The 16599-nt window shown below is 69.3% G+C and carries 19 protein-coding genes; 9 read left to right on the top strand and 10 right to left on the bottom strand.

Annotation, left to right across the window (positions count from 1 at the left end; translation table 11 throughout):
• A partial coding sequence (locus VBO01S_RS26770) for a DMT family transporter (RefSeq protein ID WP_062481083.1) occupies positions 1–786 on the bottom strand: 786 nt, incomplete at its 3' end.
• A 290-nt stretch (positions 787–1076) separates the two neighbouring features.
• Between VBO01S_RS26770 and VBO01S_RS26765 the strand changes: the two genes are divergently transcribed.
• Entirely contained in the window at positions 1077–1718 is a 642-nt protein-coding gene (locus tag VBO01S_RS26765; protein WP_062481081.1) for a DUF1294 domain-containing protein, read from the top strand.
• Between the two features lie 19 nt (positions 1719–1737).
• Here VBO01S_RS26765 and VBO01S_RS26760 read toward each other — a convergent pair whose 3' ends face one another.
• Positions 1738–4125, bottom strand: coding sequence for a YgiQ family radical SAM protein (locus VBO01S_RS26760; protein WP_062481079.1), 2388 nt, complete (start codon positions 4123–4125; stop codon positions 1738–1740).
• 156 nt (positions 4126–4281) lie between these two features.
• On the opposite strand from VBO01S_RS26760, the gene VBO01S_RS26755 reads away from it, so the two are divergent.
• Positions 4282–5223 carry a bifunctional helix-turn-helix transcriptional regulator/GNAT family N-acetyltransferase gene (locus tag VBO01S_RS26755; RefSeq protein WP_255221208.1) on the top strand — a complete coding sequence of 314 codons (942 nt, stop codon included), beginning with the start codon at positions 4282–4284 and terminating at the stop codon, positions 5221–5223.
• Between the two features lie 3 nt (positions 5224–5226).
• On the opposite strand, the gene VBO01S_RS26750 is transcribed toward VBO01S_RS26755, so the two are convergent.
• The 3 genes from VBO01S_RS26750 to VBO01S_RS26740 form a co-directional block, all read right to left on the bottom strand.
• On the bottom strand, positions 5227–6009 hold the full coding sequence (locus VBO01S_RS26750) for a 3-hydroxybutyrate dehydrogenase (RefSeq protein ID WP_062481077.1): 783 nt from the start codon (positions 6007–6009) through the stop codon (positions 5227–5229).
• A gap of 73 nt (positions 6010–6082) precedes the next feature.
• On the bottom strand, positions 6083–7309 hold the full coding sequence (locus VBO01S_RS26745; protein ID WP_062481076.1) for a patatin-like phospholipase family protein: 1227 nt from the start codon (positions 7307–7309) through the stop codon (positions 6083–6085).
• A 73-nt stretch (positions 7310–7382) separates the two neighbouring features.
• Positions 7383–7835, bottom strand: a complete 453-nt coding sequence (locus VBO01S_RS26740; protein WP_062481075.1) for a CHRD domain-containing protein — start codon at positions 7833–7835, stop codon at positions 7383–7385.
• Positions 7836–7941: 106 nt separating this feature from the next.
• Here VBO01S_RS26740 and VBO01S_RS26735 point away from each other — a divergent pair, with 106 nt between their 5' ends.
• Positions 7942–8496, top strand: a complete 555-nt coding sequence (locus tag VBO01S_RS26735) for a DUF924 family protein (protein ID WP_062481074.1) — start codon at positions 7942–7944, stop codon at positions 8494–8496.
• On the opposite strand, the gene VBO01S_RS26730 is transcribed toward VBO01S_RS26735, so the two are convergent.
• Positions 8493–9422 carry a YihY/virulence factor BrkB family protein gene (locus VBO01S_RS26730; RefSeq protein ID WP_062481073.1) on the bottom strand — a complete coding sequence of 310 codons (930 nt, stop codon included), beginning with the start codon at positions 9420–9422 and terminating at the stop codon, positions 8493–8495. The two genes, VBO01S_RS26735 and VBO01S_RS26730, sit on opposite strands and share 4 nt — an antisense overlap.
• A 46-nt stretch (positions 9423–9468) precedes the next feature.
• Between VBO01S_RS26730 and VBO01S_RS26725 the strand changes: the two genes are divergently transcribed.
• The 3 genes from VBO01S_RS26725 to VBO01S_RS26715 are packed head-to-tail and all read left to right on the top strand — an operon-like array spanning position 9469 to position 11666.
• Positions 9469–10059: a chromate transporter gene (locus VBO01S_RS26725; protein WP_062481071.1), complete on the top strand. Its 591-nt coding sequence runs from the start codon at positions 9469–9471 to the stop codon at positions 10057–10059.
• Positions 10056–10655: a chromate transporter gene (locus VBO01S_RS26720; protein ID WP_062481069.1), complete on the top strand. Its 600-nt coding sequence runs from the start codon at positions 10056–10058 to the stop codon at positions 10653–10655. The genes VBO01S_RS26725 and VBO01S_RS26720 overlap by 4 nt, the downstream gene beginning before the upstream one ends.
• Before the next feature lie 45 nt (positions 10656–10700).
• Positions 10701–11666, top strand: a complete 966-nt coding sequence (locus VBO01S_RS26715; protein WP_062481067.1) for an aldo/keto reductase — start codon at positions 10701–10703, stop codon at positions 11664–11666.
• 7 nt (positions 11667–11673) lie between these two features.
• Here the strand turns inward: VBO01S_RS26715 and VBO01S_RS26710 are convergent, their stop codons facing one another.
• Complete coding sequence (locus tag VBO01S_RS26710; RefSeq protein ID WP_062481065.1) at positions 11674–12195, bottom strand: GNAT family N-acetyltransferase; 522 nt, start codon at positions 12193–12195, stop codon at positions 11674–11676.
• A gap of 42 nt (positions 12196–12237) precedes the next feature.
• On the opposite strand from VBO01S_RS26710, the gene VBO01S_RS26705 reads away from it, so the two are divergent.
• The 3 genes from VBO01S_RS26705 (at position 12238) to VBO01S_RS26700 (ending at position 14453) form a co-directional block, all read left to right on the top strand.
• Positions 12238–12837: a helix-turn-helix domain-containing protein gene (locus tag VBO01S_RS26705; RefSeq protein WP_062481063.1), complete on the top strand. Its 600-nt coding sequence runs from the start codon at positions 12238–12240 to the stop codon at positions 12835–12837.
• 124 nt (positions 12838–12961) lie between these two features.
• Positions 12962–13132, top strand: a complete 171-nt coding sequence (locus tag VBO01S_RS32830; protein WP_167395039.1) for a hypothetical protein — start codon at positions 12962–12964, stop codon at positions 13130–13132.
• A 115-nt stretch (positions 13133–13247) separates the two neighbouring features.
• Complete coding sequence (locus VBO01S_RS26700; RefSeq protein WP_062481061.1) at positions 13248–14453, top strand: NAD(P)/FAD-dependent oxidoreductase; 1206 nt, start codon at positions 13248–13250, stop codon at positions 14451–14453.
• A gap of 7 nt (positions 14454–14460) precedes the next feature.
• On the opposite strand, the gene rlmB is transcribed toward VBO01S_RS26700, so the two are convergent.
• From rlmB to VBO01S_RS26685, 3 genes are all read right to left on the bottom strand, one after another.
• Positions 14461–15207, bottom strand: coding sequence for a 23S rRNA (guanosine(2251)-2'-O)-methyltransferase RlmB (gene rlmB / locus VBO01S_RS26695; protein WP_062481059.1), 747 nt, complete (start codon positions 15205–15207; stop codon positions 14461–14463).
• Between the two features lie 124 nt (positions 15208–15331).
• Complete coding sequence (locus VBO01S_RS26690; RefSeq protein ID WP_062481057.1) at positions 15332–16321, bottom strand: hypothetical protein; 990 nt, start codon at positions 16319–16321, stop codon at positions 15332–15334.
• Between the two features lie 4 nt (positions 16322–16325).
• Positions 16326–16599 (bottom strand): ribosomal protein L7/L12 (locus VBO01S_RS26685; protein ID WP_174543701.1); only part of this gene is annotated, 274 nt, incomplete at its 5' end.

The raw sequence follows: 16599 nt of genomic DNA, 5'->3' as shown, positions 1-16599 counted from the left end.
CAGCGTGCCGACCACCGCCGCCGTCGGCGAGAGCCGACGCGCACCCCAGGCGAAGGCCAGGTAGGCGACCGAGGTGGTGGCCACGCCGGTGTAGGCCGCGCCCGTCCATTGCGCCGCGCCCTCGGGCCAGGTGATGCCGTTCGCCACGGCGACGCCGAGCATGCACAGCGCCGCGGCGCTCATGCCCCAGGCGGACGCGGTCACGGCCGGCACCCGCGCCGGCATGCGCGCGTTGCCCAGCACCACCAGTGCATAGCAGACGGCCGAGCCGAAGGACCACGCCAGCCCGGCACCGTAGCCCGTCGGCAAGGCGCCCCAGCCAGCGGCCGGCATCACCAGCAGCAGCACGCCCGCCAGTGCCAGCACGAGGCCGCCGAGCAGGCGCGCACCGAAGGGTTCGTAGCCGCGCAGCACCGACACGCAGGCCACGATCAGCGGCGCGCAGCAGATCGAGATCACCGTCGGCAGCGCGGCACCCAGGTGCGCGATGCCGGCGAACCAGCAGCTCACGTTCAGCGCCATCGCGGCGCCGGTGCCGACGACGTGGCCCTGCTCGCGGCGCGTCAGATGGCGCCACTCGGCATGGGCGACCGGCGCGCGCCGTGTCGCCTGCCAGTGCAGCCACCACAGCAGCGGCATGCCCAGCGCGAAGCGCGCCAGCGACAGGCTGTGCGGCGCGATGCCGCCGTCGATCAGGAATTGCGCCACCAGGGCGCCGCCGCCCCAGAGCACGCCGGCCAGCAGCACGCCGCCCCAGGCCAGGGCGGCCGTTGTTCTTGCATTCATGTTGAAACTCTCCGTGAGGCCCGTCGCCTCGGCGTCGCGTCGACGCATTGCCGGGGGCGGGCATGACCATCCGGCCACCGCCCGGCGTTCTTCATTCAGCAGAAGAAGGCGGACGGCAGCGACCACTTGCGGGCCTGACGGGCGCGGCGCGAAGCGCGCGCGAACGTCAGCGGCAGGTCGACGAAGGGGGAGAGTGATGCAGGTGCATGAGCGGCCGATGATAGGAGCGGCGCCCCGCGCCCACAAGAGAGAATCGCCGGCATGTGCCCTGCTCTCTATCACCGCCTGCCATGAAGCGCCAAGGTCGACTCGTTCGTTGGGAGGCCGAGCGCGGCTTCGGTTTCATCCGCAGCCCGGAGGTGTCGGCCGACGTGTTCGTGCACCTGCGTGACTTTCGCGACCGCCAGCTGAAGCCGCAGGTCGGCATGGCGGTGCGCTTCGAAGAGATCCATGTCGGCGGCAAGGGGCCGCGTGCGGTGGCCGTGGAAGCGGCTGCGGCCTCGGCGGCTACCGTGCCTCGTGCAGCATCACGCCCGCAGCCTCGCCGGCCTTCGGGTCGCAGCACGGCCGGCACGCCGCGGGGTGCGTGGCTGATCGGGGCCTACGCGCTGGGCCTGGGCGCCGCCGTCTGGCTCGGCCACCTGCCGCTGCTCGCGCTGGCGGTCGTCGCGGGGCTGAGCCTGCTCACCTTCGGGGCCTACGCCTTCGACAAGCGCGCGGCGCAGGCCGGGCGCTGGCGCACGCAGGAAAGCACGCTGCACCTGCTCGCGCTCGCGGGTGGCTGGCCGGGCGCGTGGTGCGCGCAGCAGCTGCTGCGGCACAAGTCGAGCAAGGCGAGTTTCCTGTGGAGGTTCTACGTCACGGTCGCGCTGCATTGCGCGGCGCTGGGGGCGTGGGTGTTCTGGCTGTCGAAGCACGCGGCCTTCGGCTGACCGCGCCTTCGACCAGGCCTCAACGCACCTTGCGCGAAGGCTTGTTGAGCGGCTTGCCGCCGCTGCCGTTGTCGCGCGGCGGGAGGCCCGTGTGCTGCGTGAGGATGCGGCCCTTGGAGGGCTTCACCGGCGCCAGCCTGACTGGCGCCGCGGCCTTGGCGGCCACCGGCGCGGAGGTCGAGTTCTTGCGGCGCGCGCTCGTGTAGCCGCCATCGGTCAACGGCTGCCACGTCGGGATGAGGTGGTGCTTGCCGTTGCCGATGAGGTCGGCGCGGCCCATGCTCTTCAGGGCTTCGCGCAGCAGCGGCCAGTTGTTGGCATCGTGGTAGCGCAGGAAGGCCTTGTGCAGGCGGCGGCGCTTGTCGCCGCGCACGATGTCCACCGTCTCGCTCTCGCGCGTGATCTTGCGCAGCGGGTTCTTGTTGGTGTGGTACATCGTCGTCGCCGTGGCCATCGGGCTCGGGTAGAACGTTTGCACCTGGTCGGCGCGGAAGCCGTTCTTCTTGAGCCAGATCGCGAGGTTCATCATGTCCTCGTCGCTGGTGCCCGGGTGCGCGGCGATGAAGTACGGAATGAGGTACTGCTTCTTGCCCGCCTCGGCCGAGTACTTCTCGAACATCTGCTTGAACTTGTCGTAGCTGCCGATGCCGGGCTTCATCATCTTCGTGAGCGGGCCCTGCTCGGTGTGCTCGGGCGCGATCTTCAGGTAGCCGCCGACGTGGTGCTGCACCAGCTCCTTCACGTACTCGGGCGACTGCACGGCCAGGTCGTAGCGCAGGCCGGAACCGATGAGGATCTTCTTGATGCCCTTGAGCGCCCGCGCGCGGCGGTAGATCTTGATGAGCGGGTCGTGGTTGGTGCCAAGGTTCGGGCAGATGCCTGGGTACACGCAGCTGGGCTTGCGGCACGCCGCCTCGATCGCGGGGCTCTTGCAGCCCAGGCGGTACATGTTGGCCGTGGGGCCGCCCAGGTCGGAGATGGTGCCGGTGAAGCCGCTGACCGAGTCGCGGATGGCCTCGACCTCCTTGATGATCGAGTCTTCCGAGCGGCTCTGGATGATGCGGCCCTCGTGCTCGGTGATCGAGCAGAAGGTGCAGCCGCCGAAGCAGCCGCGCATGATGTTCACGCTGAAGCGGATCATTTCCCACGCGGGGATCTTGGTCGCGCCGTCGTGGCTGCCGTTCTCGTCGGCGTAGCGCGGGTGCGGGCTGCGTGCGTACGGCAGGTCGAACACGTGGTCCATCTCGGCCGTGGTGAGCGGAATGGGCGGCGGGTTGATCCACACGTCGCGCGCCGTGGCGCCCTCGCCGTGCGCCTGCACGAGCGCGCGGGCGTTGCCGGGATTGGTTTCGAGGTGCAGCACGCGGTTGGCGTGGGCGTAGAGCACCGGGTCGCTGCGCACCTGCTCGTACGACGGCAGGCGGATCACCGAGCGGTCGCGCGGTGGCACGGCGATCTTGCCGCGGCCTTGCAGCGCCGGGTTGGGCACGAAGTTCAGCGGCTTGATGGCAGGGTTGACGACCGAGCCGGCCGCAGAGCCCGCGGCTTCGGCGGCCTTGGCGACGGCTTGCGCCTCGTCTTCCTTCGCGCAGGTGGCGCCGTTGGCCTTGGCCTGGTCGGACACCATCAGGTACGGGTTGACGTGCGCCTCGACGCGGCCGGGTTCATCGACGCTGGTGGAGTTGATCTCGAACCAGGCCTCGGGCGTTTCGCGCCGCACATAGGCGGTGCCGCGCACGTCGGTGATCTGCTGCACCGGCTCCTTGGCGGCCAGGCGGTGCGCGATCTCGACGATGGCGCGCTCGGCGTTGCCGTACAGCAGCAGGTCGCACTTGGCGTCGACGACGATGGAGCGGCGCACCTTGTCCGACCAGTAGTCGTAGTGCGCGATGCGGCGCAGTGAGCCTTCGATGCCGCCGAGGATGATCGGCACGTCGTTCCAGGCTTCCTTGCAGCGCTGCGAATACACGATGGCCGCGCGGTCGGGGCGCGAGCCGCCGACGTCGCCGGGGGTGTAAGCGTCGTCGCTGCGGATCTTCCGGTCCGCCGTGTAACGGTTGATCATCGAATCCATGTTGCCGGCCGTGACGCCGAAGAACAGGTTCGGCTTGCCCAGCACCTTGAAGGGCTCGGCGCTTTGCCAGTCGGGCTGCGCGATGATGCCCACGCGAAAGCCCTGCGCCTCGAGCATGCGGCCGATCACCGACATGCCGAAGCTGGGATGGTCGACGTAGGCGTCGCCCGTGACCACGATGATGTCGCAGCTGTCCCAGCCGAGCGCGTCCATCTCCTTGCGCGAGGTCGGCAGGAACTTGGCCGTGCCGAAACGGGCCGCCCAGTACTTGCGGTAGCTGGTCAGCGGCTTGGCGGCACGCGCAAAAAAGGAGACGTCGACGGGGGCGTTCATCGGTGGGAGCGGACAGCGCCGGGGCGCCGCCTGTGTGGGCAACCCTCGATTTTAGGGTTTTCCAGCATTTCTGTCGCCCTGAAGATCCCTTGCCCCGGGATGCGAGGGCTCTTATTTGATTGCCAAAGTCAATCAATTTGAATGACAATGGCAACCATGCCCACGCCAACACCCTCCGTCGACCCGTCCGCCGTCAAGGCCATCCGCCGCTTCAACCGCTTCTACACGCGCCGCATCGGCGCCCTCGACCCCTACCTGGGCAGCGACCTGTCGCTGACCGACGTGCGCGTGCTCTACGAGCTGGCGCACCGCGAAACCCCCGTCGCCAGCGAGATCGGGCGCGACCTGGGCTTCGACGCCGGCTACCTCAGCCGCATCCTGCGCCGCTTCGAAACCCACGGCTGGCTCACGCGCGAGCCGCACCCGCGCGACGCCCGCCAGAGCGTGCTGCGCCTGACCGAGGCCGGCCATGCCGCGTTTGCGCCGCTGCAACAGAAATCGCGCGACGAAGCCGCCGCCCTGCTCGCCGCACTGCCGCCGGCGCAACAAAACCAGCTGGTGCAGGCCATGGACACGGTGCAGTCGCTGCTCGAACCGGCCGCATCGCCGGCCCGGCCCCAGGCCGCCGTGCTGCGCGACCCGGCGCCCGGCGACATCGGCTGGGTGGTGCAGCAGCACGGCGAGCTGTATGCGCGCGAATACGGCTGGGACCACCGCTTCGAAGCGCTCGTGGCGGGCATCGCGGGCGAGTTCCTGCTCAAGTTCCAGCCCGAATGGGAGCGCTGCTGGATCGCCGAGCTCAACGGCGAGCGCGTCGGCGCGATCTTCGTGGTGCGCAAGTCGGCCACCGTGGCGCAGCTGCGCATGCTGATCCTCACGCCCGCCGCGCGCGGCCTGGGCCTGGGCGGGCGCCTCGTGGACGAGTGCATCGCCTTCGCGCGCCGCAAGGGCTACAAGAAGATGACGCTGTGGACCAACAGCTGCCTCACGGCCGCGCGCAGCATCTATGCCAAGCGCGGCTTCCAGCTCACGCACTCGGAGCCGCACGAGGGTTACGGCCAGCCGCAGGTGGGCGAGACGTGGGAGTTGAAGCTGTAGCGCCTACTGCATGTACCAGCCGTGGCTCACGACGAGCGACTGGCCGGTGAGTGCATTGGTCGGGAACGCCGCGAACAGCAGCGCCACACGCGCCACGTCGTCCGTGGTGGTGAACTCGCCATCCACCGTCTCCTTGAGCATCACGTTCTTGACGACCTGCTCCTCGGTGATGCCCAGCGTCTTCGCCTGCTCGGGAATCTGCTTCTCGACCAGCGGCGTGCGCACGAAGCCCGGGCAGATCACGTTGGCGCGCACGCCGTGCTTGGCGCCCTCTTTCGCGACCGTCTTGGCCAGCCCGATGAGGCCGTGCTTAGCCGTGACGTAGGGCGCCTTCAGCAGCGATGCTTCCTTGGAGTGCACCGAGCCCATGTAGATCACGCTGCCGCCGCGGCCTTGCGCATACATGTGTTTGAGGCACGCCTTGGTGGTGAGAAACGCACCGTCCAGGTGAATCGCGAGCATCTTCTTCCAGTCGGCGAAGCTGAACTCGTCGACCGGATGCACGATCTGGATGCCGGCGTTGCTGATGAGGATGTCGATGCCGCCGAAGGCCTTCGCGCCCTCTTCCACCGAGGCATTGACCTGGTCTTCGTTCGTCACGTCGACGCCCACGCCGATGGCCTGCGCGCCCGTGGCCTTCAGCTCGGCGGCGGTGGCATCGGCCGCTTCCTTGTTGAGGTCGGCAATGATGATCTTGGCGCCTTCCTGCGCGAACAGGATGGCGATTTCCTTGCCGATGCCGCTGGCCGAGCCGGTGATGTAGGCGACCTTGTCCTTGAGTTGCATGGTGAAGCGTCCTTGGAAGTGGTGGATAGGAAAAAAACGAGCAAGAACCGGGCACGCGCCCGGCCGTCTTCCCTCAGCGCGACAGCCCCGGCCGCTTGATGCGCCCGGTGCCCGGCTCGCCGAGGTCGAAGGTGGTCACGCCGTTCACCGTGGCGTCGGCGCGCAGCGTCTCGGGGTGCGCGAGCGTCTTGCCCATGTCGCGCACGCCCGATTCCCAGTGCTCCTCGACCGCGGCGCGCGAGAACTCGTAGTCCTTCGACTCGAGCTCGTACGTCTTGTCGCGGTAGATCAGGTGAAAGATGTCGATCGGCTCGTGCGTGAGCTGCGCCTGCACCTCGACCACGCTCGGGTCGTTGCGCAGGCCGGGCGGCAGCTTGGCGATCAGGTCGGCAATGGCCTGCTGCAGGTTCATGTTGGCCGCCAGCGCGTCGGTGTTCAGGCGCGTGCGGCTCGAATAGGTGATGTCCTTCTGGCGCTCCATCACGCCCGACAGCGTGTGCGGCATCTCGCCGCGCGCGTTGAACAGGTCGACCTGCAGCACCACCAGAGCCTCGGAACGCGGGTGCGTGTCGAGCACGTACTGCAGCGGCGTGTTCGAGACGATGCCGCCGTCCCAGTAGTCGTCGCCGTCGATGTGCACCGGCGCAAAGCCCGGCGGCAGCGCGCCGCTGGCCATGATGTGCTCGGGGCCGATGCGCTGTCGCGTGTTGTCGAAGTACACCGAGTTGCCGGTGCGCACATTGACGGCGCCCACGCTGAAGCGCGCCTCGCAGGCGTTGATGCGGTCGAAGTCGATGAGCCGCTCCAGCGTGGCCTTCAGCGGCGAGGTGTCGTAGTAGCTCAGCAGCGGCGCGGCGCCGCCCAGCAGCAGGGCCGGCGAATAGCGCGGCTCGAAGAAACCCGGAATGCCGACCAGCGAGGCCATGGTGGCGCTCCACTGGTTCTGCGTGGCGCGGTCGCCCAGCCACGACGGCAGGCGCTGCGCCGGCCCCGAAGACACCAGGTGCCAGAACTCACGCAGCCGGTCGACCCGCTGCGCGGGCGCATTGCCGGCGATGAGCGCGGCGTTGATGGCGCCGATCGACACGCCCGCGATCCAGTGCGGCTGCAGGTCGGTCTCGCTGAGCGCGGCGTACACGCCCGCCTGGTAGGCGCCGAGCGCACCGCCGCCCTGCAGCACGAGCGCCTTGCGGGCGGTGCGCATGTCGTCGCGGCGGGCGATGAAGGGATGGGGTGGTGCGTGCGAAGAAGAGGAAGCAGCGGTGGCGGCGCGAGGCTTTTTCTTGGGTGTCGTCGTCATGCGGTCATTGGACACCAGCCCCGCGACAGCCACCTGACCAGGGGCCTTTTCGCGGCTTCAGCCCGGACGAATCTCACATCTTCGGCAGCATCTGCCCGCGGATCTCGCCGCCCGGGTTGGCGGCTGTGTGGATGTTGGCGTACCACTTGCCGGCCACGAGGTCGGCCGCCTGCGCCGGCGTGAGCGTGGCCTGGCCCTCGATCGGGCTGGCCGGACTCGCGAAGGGCAGCACCACGCCGGCATTCGCGCCCGCGGCGGCGGGCCCGTGGAAGTGGGCCGCCGTGGCCGGGCCGCTCAGGCCTTCGTAGGTGATCTTGTACTTGAGCACGTTGGTGTCGCGGTTGAGCCAGGCCTCGGCCATGCCGCTGCCGCGCGTCATGTTGGGCGGCACCTGGCTGGCCGCGTTCATCGCGCCGCTGAAGCTCGCGACGTTCGACTTCGACATCATTCCGCAGCCGGCCAGTGCGACGGCGGCCAGGCCGGCGACGAGGGTGGTGCGCCAGAGTGTGCGAGTGCTGTTGTTCATGGTCGTTGTCTCCTGAGGATGTAAAACATTCAGCATAGGCAGACACCGCCTGCGGCCTTGTCGGCCAGCACCCCTTCTTCGCACGCCTGTGCAAGAGAATGCAACGATGATTTCCGACGACACACTCCCCTCCGCACACGACGTGGTCGCCTTCTGGCGCAATGCCGGCCCCGAGCGCTGGTTCGCGAAAAGCGACGCCTTCGATGCCGCATGCATCGACCAGTTGGCCGCCGCCCACCAGGCCGCGGCCAGCGGCCGGCTCGACCACTGGGCCGACACCGGCGAAGGCGCCCTGGCCCTGCTCGTGCTGCTCGACCAGTTCCCGCGCAACGCCTGGCGCCAGAACCCGCACATGCTCGCCACCGACGGCCTCGCGCTGGCCGTGGCGCGCCGCGCCGTCGAGGCCGGCTTCGACCGGCAGGCCGACGCTCTGATGCAGCGCTTTTTCTACCTGCCCTTCATGCACTCGGAGGTGCTGGCCGAGCAGGAGCGTTCGGTCGAACTCAACGCCACGCAGGACGCCAGCACGCAGCACTTCGCCGTGCTGCATCGCGACATCGTGGCGCGCTTCGGGCGCTTTCCGCACCGCAACCGGATGCTCGGGCGCACGTCCACGCCGGAAGAGCAGAAGTTTCTCGACGAGGGCGGCTTCGCAGGCTAAGCAGCGTCGACATGCGCCGGCAGCGGCACGTCGCGCGTCGGCGACGCCTGCCCCGCCGGTTCGCCGATGGCGTCCTTCATCGAACCGTAGGTGCGCGCATAGACCCAGGTGAACTCGGCGCCCAGCAGGAAGATCTGCGCCGAGTAGTACACCCACACCAGCACCACCACCAGCGAGCCGGCCGCGCCGTAGCCCGAGGCCACGCTGCTCTTGCCGATGTACAGGCCGATGAGGTGCTTGCCCACGGTGAACAGCAGCGCCGTCACCGCCGCGCCCACCCACACGTCGCGCCACTGCACCTTGGCGCGCGGCATGATCTTGTAGATCATCGCGAAGATCACCGTGACCATCGCGAAGCTGAAGACGAAGTTCACCACCTGCGCCAGCGTGGCCCAAGCACCGAACATCGGCGACCACCACTTGCCCAGCGCGGCCAGCGCCGCGCTCGCCACCAGCGACACCATGAGCAGGAAGCCGATGCCCATGATCATGCTGAACGACAGCAGCCGCACGCGCAGCATGTTGAAGACGCCCTTGTTGCGGGTGCGCGCGGGGGCGCGCCAGATGCGGTCGAGCGCGTCCTGCAGCTCGCCGAAGACGGTGGTCGCACCCACGATCAACAGCGCGATGCCGACCACCGTGGCCACGATGCCCTCGGTCGGCTTGTTGACCGCCTGCAGCATGCCCTGCACCGCCGCCGCGCCCTGCTCGCCCATGAGGCCCGAGAGCTGCGCGAAGATCTCGCCGCGCGCGGCCTCCTGCCCGAAGACCAGGCCGGCCACCGCGATCACGATCAGCAGCAGCGGCGCGATCGAGAACACCGTGTAGTAGGCCAGCGCGGCGCCCATGCTCGGGGCGTAGTCGTTGGACCAGGAAGCGAAGGCGCGCCGGCAGAGATCGAAGAGTGCGCGAAGTCGAATGAGCATGGCGTCGGGTCCCGGTGAAGCAGTGCGCCTACGATAATCGTTCCACATGCATCCGTCCGCCCCCGCCGCGGCATCGCCGCCCGACCACCCGCAGCCCGCGTCGCCACGCGACCTTTTTGTTTCGTTCACCTGGCTCGCGCTGCAGGGCTTCGGCGGCGTCCTCGCCATCGTCCAGCGCGAGATGGTCGAGAAGAAGAAGTGGCTCACGCCCGACCAGTTCCTCGAGGACTGGGCCGTGGCGCAGGTGATGCCGGGGCCGAACGTGATCAACCTCGCGCTGATGATCGGCGACCGCTACTTCGGCCTGCGCGGCGCCGTGGCCGCGGTGGCGGGCATGCTCACCGTGCCGCTGTTCGTGATCCTCGCGCTGGCCGTGCTCTACGCGCACTACGCCGCCAACCCGCAGGTGGCGGCCGCGCTGCGCGGCATGGGCGCGGTGTCGGGCGGGCTCATTGCCGCCACGGGCATCAAGCTGATCCCGCAACTGCGCAAGCACCCGCTGGGCTTTGCGACCTGCCTGGCGTTCGTGGCGCTGGTGTTCGCGGCCATCGCGCTGCTGAAGATTCCGCTGGGGTGGGTGCTGCTCGCTGTGGGCGGCGTGGCCTGCGTGTGGACCTGGAAGAAGATCGCGCCATGAACATCGTCATGCAATGGCACGACTGGCTGGCGCTGTTCGGCCAGTACCTGCTGCTGTCGCTGCTGTCGATCAGCGGCGCGATCACCACGGTGCCCGACATGCACCGCTACCTCGTGGCGCAGCACGGCTGGCTCACCGAGGCGCAGTTCACCTCCTCGGTCGCCATCGCCCAGGCCGCGCCCGGGCCCAACGTGCTGTTCGTGGCGCTGATGGGCTGGAACGTCGGGCTCAACGCGGGCGGCGGCATCGGCGCCGGGCCCATGGCCTGGCTGCTCGGCTTCTTCGGCCTGATGGTCACCATGGTCGGCATCATGCTGCCGAGCACCACCCTCACCTACGTCGCCACGCGCTGGGGCCACCGCAACCGCACGCGCCGCGAGGTGCGCGCCTTCAAGCAGGGCATGGCGCCTGTGGTGGTCGGGCTGCTCATCGCCACCGGCTGGGTGCTGGCCGGCGGCAACCAGTCGACCGGCGTGCCGGCCTGGCACCTGTGGCTGCTCAGCGGCGTGGCCGCGCTGGTGGTCTGGCGCACGCGCATCCACCTGCTGTGGCTGCTGGGCTGCGGCGCGGCGCTGGGCGCGGTAGGCTTCGTTTGAGCCTTTTTCCTTTCTGCATACTTTTACTTTCAGGAGCCCTCTGCCATGTCGCAACTTCGTCCGCTCGGCCGTTCCAGCCTTCGGGTGTCTCCCCTCGCCTTCGGTGGCAACGTGTTCGGCTGGACCGTCGACGAGGTGGCCTCGTTCAAGCTGCTCGACGCCTGGCTCGACGCCGGCTTCAACTTCGTCGACACCGCCGACGTCTACTCGGCCTGGGTGCCGGGCCATGTGGGCGGCGAATCGGAAACGATCATCGGCAAGTGGCTCAAGCACAGCGGCAAGCGCAACCGCGTGGTGCTGGCCACCAAGGTCGGCAAGCCGATGGGCGAAGGCAAGGTGGGCCTGTCGCCCACCTACATCCGCGAAGCCGTCGAGGCGTCGCTCAAGCGCCTGCAGACCGACTACATCGACCTGTACCAGTCGCACGACGACGATGCCAACACGCCGCTCGAAGACACGCTGGGCACCTTCGACGCACTCATCAAGGAGGGCAAGGTGCGCGCCGTCGGCGCCTCGAACTACACGGCGCCGCGGCTGGCCGAGGCGCTCGACGTGTCGGAGCGCCTGGGCATCGCGCGCTACGAGAGCCTGCAGCCGCTGTACAACCTGTACGACCGCGCGGTGTTCGAAGACGCCCTGGAGCCGCTGTGCCTCAAGCGCGAAGTGGGCGTGATCAACTTCTACGCGCTGGCGGCGGGTTTTCTCACCGGCAAGTACCGCACCGAGGCCGATGCGGCCAAGAGCGCGCGCGGCGCCAACACCACCAAGAAGTACCTGAACCCGCGCGGCCTGCGCATCCTCGATGCGCTGGACAAGGTGGCCCAGCAGTACAACGCCAAGCCCGGGCAGGTCGCCATTGCGTGGCAGATCGCACGGCCCGGCGTGACGGCGCCGATCGCCAGCGCCACCTCGCTGGCGCAGCTCGAAGAACTGGTGGTGGCCACGCAGCTCAAGCTGGACGCGGGCACCATCGACATGCTCGACCGGGCCAGCGCCGAGACGCCGGCCTGAGCCCCGGCTAGCCGTCGACCGGGTTCAGCGGCGTCGCCAGGATGCGCTGGTAGAACGCCACGTCGAGCCAGCGGCCGAACTTGAAGCCGGCCTGCCGCACGGTGCCTGAGTGCGTGAAGCCCAGGCGCTCGTGCAGCGCGATGCTGCCGGCGTTCGACGCGTCGATGGCACCGACCATCACATGCACCTCGCGCGCGATCGCCTCGGCCACGATCGCCTCCATCAGCGTGCGGCCCAGGCCCTCGCCGCGGTGCGCGGCATCGACGTACACCGAGTGCTCGACCGTGTACTTGTAGGCCGGAAAGGCGCGGAACGTGCCGTAGCTGGCGAAGCCCAGCAGCTTGCCGTTGTCGTCCACCGCACCGATCACGGGAAAGCCGCCGGCGCGCTTGGCGGCGAACCACGTCACCATGTTCTCGGGCGTGCGCGGCTTGTAGTCGTACAGCGCGGTGGAATTGACGATGGCCTCGTTCAGGATCGCCAGGATGGCGCCTGAATGGGCTTCTTCGGTGCAGGCGATGAGACGCATGGTGTTTCTCTGTCGTTCAATATAAGAGAATAATAATCTCACATGGGAAACACTTCACCTTCCACCCCCTCGCCGGCGCCGGCCGATGGCCACATCGACGCGCTCATCGCCACCCGGCTGCTGGCGCTGCGCCAGGCCCAGGGGCTCAGCCTCGCCGATCTGGCCGGGTTGTCGGGCGTGAGCAAGGCGATGATCTCCAAGGTCGAGCGCGCGCAGAGCAGCCCCACCGCCGTGCTGCTTGGCAAGCTGGCCGCCGGCCTCGGGGTCTCGCTGGCGCAGCTTCTCACCGAGGACAAGGTGCAGCCGCAACGGCTGCGCAAACGGGCCGCGCAGGAGGTCTGGCGCGACCCCGAAGCCGGGTATGTGCGCCGCCAGGTCGCCGAGCGCGGCGCGGGCAGCGGCGTGGAACTGGTCGAGGTCGAGCTGCCGCGCGCCGCGCAGGTCGGCTATCCGCGATGGAGCGGCACGCCGTACCGGCAGAGCCTGTGGATGCTCGAAGGCGCACTGCAGGTCGACTACGGCGACGAGCGCTTCGAGCTCGCCCCGGGCGACTGCCTCGACTTCGGCGTCGACCGGCCGCTGGTCTTCAAGGCACTGGGGGCCACCGCCTGCCGCTACCTGCTGGTCGCCGTTCCCGATTGATTGATTGAACGATTGCCTGACCGATGCGGTAGGCAAGCTCCCACACGCAGAGACGACTCAGGCCGGTCCGGGCCACGGGGTGCGTCGGGATACTGCAAGGCATCTCAGCTACCGGAGCCGCACGATGTCCTTTGCGCTTTACATGATCGGCTTTCTGATCTTCCTGGCCGGGGTCGCCTGGGGCGCCTCGGTGGCCGGCGTGCCCACGCTCTACATCGGCATCGGCGCGCTGATCCTGCTGGGCATCGGCGTCTTCAGCGCCGTGGCCCGCACGCGCAGCAAAGACCCGTCCTGAGCGAGCCTGATCGCTTCACAGTTCAGTTCACACAGGCTTCACGCCCGGCGCACATGGCGTCGCTAACTTCGCAGGCGCACCACACCCCGTGGTGCGCTTTGCAAGTCAGCCTCCCATGCACGCCTCTTCTTCCTGTCTCTTTTCTCCCCACGCGCCTTCCTCGTCGGTCGCGCCCTGCCCCGCACCGGCCTTCGTGAGCGACCCGGGTACGGCCTGCACCCAGGTCGACCTGCTCGTCATTGGCGCGAGCTTTGCCGGGCTGGCCTGCGCCCGCGCCGCCGCCAAGGCCGGCCTGCGCGTGATGGTGCTCGAGAAGAAGGCCGCCGCCGGCGCCAAGCTGCACACCACCGGGATCATCGTCAAGGACGCGGTCGACAGCGTGCCGTGGCTGGCCGAAGTGCCGCCCGCGCTGGTGCGCCGCATCGAAGGCGTGCGGCTGTACGCGCCCGACATGCACCACGTCGACCTGCACGCACCCGGCTACTGGTTCTGGGCCACCGATGCGCCCGCGCTGCTCGACTGGATGGTGGAGTCCACCCGGGCCTGCGGCGTCGAGGTGCGCCTGGGCACGCTGTTCGAGCAGGCGCTGTGGGCGAACGGCCGCTGGGAGGTGCCGGTGGCGCAGGGCCCGTGCATCCGCGCGACCTACCTCGTGGGCGCCGACGGTCCGCATTCGCGCGTCGCCAAGGCGCTGGGCCTGTCGCGCAACACGCGCTTTCTCTACGGCGTGGAGCACGAGTACCAGGGCGCGCGCATGGCGCCCGACCTGCTGCATTGCTTCATCGACCGCCGGCTCGCGCCGGGCTACATCGGCTGGGCGCTCGACGGTGTCGGCGTGAGCCAGATCGGCCTGGCGCGCCGCATGGGCCGCCACGACACGGGCGCGCTGCGCCTCGACCCGCTCTTGCGCAAGATCGCCGCCGTGGTGTCGCCCGGCGAGGCGCCGCCGGTCGCCGTGCGCGCCGGGATGATCCCCTGCGGCGGCGTGCTGCCGGTGGTGGCCCGCGAACGGGCCTTGCTGGTGGGCGATGCAGCGGGCATGGTGTCGCCCGTGACGGCCGGTGGCATCCACACGGCGCTGCAGCACGGCGAGCGCGCCGGCGAGGCCGTGGCGCGCTTCGTGCGCGGCGAGGCAGACGACCCCGCGACCTGGTTCGTGCGCGGCTACCCGCGCTTTCTGATGAAGCGCACGCTGCGCTGGGCCTTCGACCACTTCCAGAGCGACTGGATGTTCAACCGCCTGCTCGGCACGGCGCCGATGCGGCGTGCGGCGGAACTGGTGTACTTCCACCGCAAGGGCAGCGGGCCGGTGGCCCGCTAGCCCCCGCTCAGGCGCTGCGCTGACGCATCGCCTCGTAGAGGCACACGCCGCTGGCCACCGACACGTTCAGGCTCTCGACCGCGCCGGCCATGGGGATGCTCACCAGCTCGTCGCAGGTCTTGCGCGTGAGCTGGCGCATGCCCTCGCCCTCGGCGCCCAGCACCAGCGCCAGCGGGCGCTTGAAGTCGCTCTGGTAGATCGTGCCCGGCGCGTCGTCGCTGGTGCCCACGCACCAGATGCTGCGCTCCTTGAGCTCGTTGAGCGTGCGCGCGAGGTTGGTCACCATGAAGTACGGCACGGTCTCGGCCGCCCCGCTCGCCACCTTGGCGACGGTGGCGTTGATGCCGGCCGCATGGTCCTTGGGCGCGATCACCGCATGGGCGCCGGCGCCGTCGGCCACGCGCAGGCAGGCGCCGAGGTTGTGCGGATCGGTCACGCCGTCAAGCACCAGCAGCAGCGGCACGGTGCCGGCCTCCTCGAGGCCCTCGAGCAGCTCGTCGAGCGAGCGGACCTGGGCCACGGGCTCGACCCGCGCGACCACGCCCTGGTGGCCGTGGCTGCCGCTGAGCTTGGACAGCCGCAGGCCGTCGGCCTCGACCAGCCGCACACCGGCTTCTTGCGCACGCGCAATGAACTGTTTCATGCGCGCATCGCGCCGGCTGGCGTCGAACATCACTTCGAGCACCGATTTCGGCGCGGTCTTGATGCGCACGCCCACGGCATGGAAGCCGAAGATCACTTTGGGGGAAGACATGCCCTGATTATCCCTACCCCCAGGCTTGCCCACTTCGTGTGGCCTCCTCCCCCCTGGAAGGGGGCAACACCAGCGGCCCGGCAAAGCCGGTTCCGCGGTGTTTCTCGAATGAATCCCTCGTCGGTCAGGCCAAGGGCAAACCGCTGTTCGCGCGGGTGCGTTCGTCGTGCAGTTCCTGCACCACCAGGGCGTTCATGTGCACCTTCAGCGTGTTGCCCACGCTCCCCAGGTACTGGCAGGCGGCGTACCCCTCGGCCGCCTTTTCGTAGCGCGCCACCCAGGCGTCGCGCGCGGGCAGCCGGTCGGGCGACACGGGCCAGACGCCCGGGCGCGGCCGCAGGTGTTCGCCGATGCCCACGCGCCAGGGCTTGGCGCTCAGGCGGGCGCGAAAGCAGTTCTGGTTGCGGCACATGCGCGCGTAGACCTTGTCGGCGCCCAGCGTCTGGAACACGTCGGTCACGGCGGCGTCGGACGGTGCGAAGACATCGTGCATGGCCAGCACACGCAGCCCGGCCGGCGTGCGGTACAGGCGCAGGTGCCAGTCGGGATGCTGGTGGATGAAGCGCTCGACACGCGCCCGTGCGCCCGCCAGCGGGTCGCTCTTGTCCTCGACCACGGGCAGGCCCTCCTTGTGGGCGCGCCAGAAGCCGAAGGCCGCCACCAGCATGAACGCGGCGACGCCCGCCATCGCCGAGCGCGTGGCGTAGCCCGCGACCATCGCACCGATGAACGCCGCGCCGATCACCGTCAACCCGCGTGCACTGCCGCGCGCGCCCTGGTTCTCGAAGTCGACGTCGACGAACAGCACGTCGGGCGTGTTGAGGCAGCGCGCGCCGTAGCCGTTGCGGGTGACGATGCTGTCGCCCTGGCGTTCGACGATCTCCTCGCGGATCGGCACGCCCTCGGCGCCGTTGTAGGCCAGCTTGCGCTCGCGGCGCTCCAGCTTTTCGCCGTCGACCACGATGCGGTCATAGGCCTCGCGCGTGCGCTGGTCGGCATGGGCCTGCGCGGCCAGCGGGCTGTCGTCGGACCAGCCGAAGCGGCGCACCGTGACCTGCCGGCCGGCCACCCGCTCCTGGATGCGGCCTTCGGCCCAGAACTGGGGAACGATCACGGCCTCAGGCGCCCTTGAAATACGACCACGCCGCGGCCGCGATCAGCAGCACGACGATCACCGGCAGCCACTTGAAGCCGCCGCCCGACACCCGGCCTGGCTCGGCCATCGGATTCACCGTCGCGCTCGACGGCAAGTGCCCGAAGTCGCCGGCGGCCGGGTTCTGGTGCGCCTCGACCAGTTGCTTGGCCTCGGCCAGGCCCAGACCGGTGGCTTCGCGCGTGAGGCGCACGGCCTCGACCTTCTGGCCCCGCGCCAGGGCCGCGAGCGCGGCGGCC

Source organism: Variovorax boronicumulans NBRC 103145 (assembly GCF_001591345.1).
In the GTDB taxonomy this organism is placed as follows: domain Bacteria; phylum Pseudomonadota; class Gammaproteobacteria; order Burkholderiales; family Burkholderiaceae_C; genus Variovorax; species Variovorax boronicumulans.
The sequence above is the reverse complement of the archived record's forward strand: the minus strand, read 5'-3'. Positions and strand labels throughout refer to the sequence as shown.

Excerpts from the sequence above, each read along its gene's own strand:
- VBO01S_RS32830 (WP_167395039.1), top strand. The coding sequence starts at position 12,962 with ATGTCCTTTGCGCTTTACATGATCGGCTTTCTGATCTTCCTGGCCGGG.
- VBO01S_RS26730 (WP_062481073.1), bottom strand. The coding sequence starts at position 9,422 with ATGCTCATTCGACTTCGCGCACTCTTCGATCTCTGCCGGCGCGCCTTC.
- VBO01S_RS26725 (WP_062481071.1), top strand. The coding sequence starts at position 9,469 with ATGCATCCGTCCGCCCCCGCCGCGGCATCGCCGCCCGACCACCCGCAG.
- VBO01S_RS26705 (WP_062481063.1), top strand. The coding sequence starts at position 12,238 with ATGGGAAACACTTCACCTTCCACCCCCTCGCCGGCGCCGGCCGATGGC.
- rlmB (WP_062481059.1), bottom strand. The coding sequence starts at position 15,207 with ATGTCTTCCCCCAAAGTGATCTTCGGCTTCCATGCCGTGGGCGTGCGC.
- VBO01S_RS26735 (WP_062481074.1), top strand. The coding sequence starts at position 7,942 with ATGATTTCCGACGACACACTCCCCTCCGCACACGACGTGGTCGCCTTC.
- VBO01S_RS26745 (WP_062481076.1), bottom strand. The coding sequence starts at position 7,309 with ATGACGACGACACCCAAGAAAAAGCCTCGCGCCGCCACCGCTGCTTCC.
- VBO01S_RS26765 (WP_062481081.1), top strand. The coding sequence starts at position 1,077 with ATGAAGCGCCAAGGTCGACTCGTTCGTTGGGAGGCCGAGCGCGGCTTC.
- VBO01S_RS26715 (WP_062481067.1), top strand. The coding sequence starts at position 10,701 with ATGTCGCAACTTCGTCCGCTCGGCCGTTCCAGCCTTCGGGTGTCTCCC.
- VBO01S_RS26700 (WP_062481061.1), top strand. The coding sequence starts at position 13,248 with ATGCACGCCTCTTCTTCCTGTCTCTTTTCTCCCCACGCGCCTTCCTCG.
- VBO01S_RS26760 (WP_062481079.1), bottom strand. The coding sequence starts at position 4,125 with ATGAACGCCCCCGTCGACGTCTCCTTTTTTGCGCGTGCCGCCAAGCCG.
- VBO01S_RS26740 (WP_062481075.1), bottom strand. The coding sequence starts at position 7,835 with ATGAACAACAGCACTCGCACACTCTGGCGCACCACCCTCGTCGCCGGC.
- VBO01S_RS26720 (WP_062481069.1), top strand. The coding sequence starts at position 10,056 with ATGAACATCGTCATGCAATGGCACGACTGGCTGGCGCTGTTCGGCCAG.
- VBO01S_RS26755 (WP_255221208.1), top strand. The coding sequence starts at position 4,282 with ATGCCCACGCCAACACCCTCCGTCGACCCGTCCGCCGTCAAGGCCATC.
- VBO01S_RS26710 (WP_062481065.1), bottom strand. The coding sequence starts at position 12,195 with ATGCGTCTCATCGCCTGCACCGAAGAAGCCCATTCAGGCGCCATCCTG.
- VBO01S_RS26750 (WP_062481077.1), bottom strand. The coding sequence starts at position 6,009 with ATGCAACTCAAGGACAAGGTCGCCTACATCACCGGCTCGGCCAGCGGC.